Below are 671 nucleotides of genomic sequence, written 5' to 3' on the forward strand. Positions count from 1 at the left end.
GGCGGGCCGGCCCGAGGCGCTGGCCGCCTACCTGTTCACCCACATGTGGCCGCAGGACAGCCTGCCGCCGTTCGACGGCCTGCTGGCCAGGCACTGGGACGGCGGCGAACTCACCTGGTTCGTGCACGACATGGCGGTGGCGCCCGCCGGGCAGGGGCAAGGCCTGGCCTTGCGGCTCTGGCAGGCAGCGCGGGCGGCGGCGCTCGACGCCGGGTTGCGCTCGTCGCGGCTGGTCGCGGTGCAGTCGGCGGCCGGCTGGTGGGGCCGGCTGGGCTATCAGCAGATTGCGCCGGCGGGCGCGGCGTTGTCCGCCAAACTGGCGGCCTATGGGGACGATGCGGTGTTGATGGAGAGGGAAGTTTAGTTGCGGGTCTGCCTGACTTCGATGAGGAAATTTTTTTATTTTAAATCAATTACTTAATATCAAGTTTAACGACTGAACGTCGAAGTCAATGGCTGAACGTCAAAGTCAAAGTCAAAGGCTTTCGCTCCCCCGGAGCGACCTACTTTCTTTTCCCCGAAAAGAAAGTAGGCAAAGAAAGCGGGCTGCCTGGCCGGCAGGGGCAGAAACGTTGGGGTTTCTAGTGTTTCTGGTTTCGTCGTGGGGCCTGCGGTTCTGCTGACATCCTGCCGTTATCGGTTCGGCTGGCCACGATCTGGCTGGCGGTGTG

1 protein-coding gene is annotated in these 671 nt (G+C 63.0%); it reads left to right on the forward strand.

Features of this window, described 5'->3' with window-relative positions; all coding sequences use genetic code 11:
* Positions 1 to 364 (forward strand): GNAT family N-acetyltransferase (locus tag K206_RS0108880; protein ID WP_020202060.1); only part of this gene is annotated, 364 nt, incomplete at its 5' end.
* Positions 365 to 671: the final 307 nt, after the last annotated feature.

Source organism: Cupriavidus sp. WS, assembly GCF_000395345.1.
Taxonomy (GTDB): Bacteria; Pseudomonadota; Gammaproteobacteria; order Burkholderiales; family Burkholderiaceae; genus Cupriavidus; species Cupriavidus basilensis_B.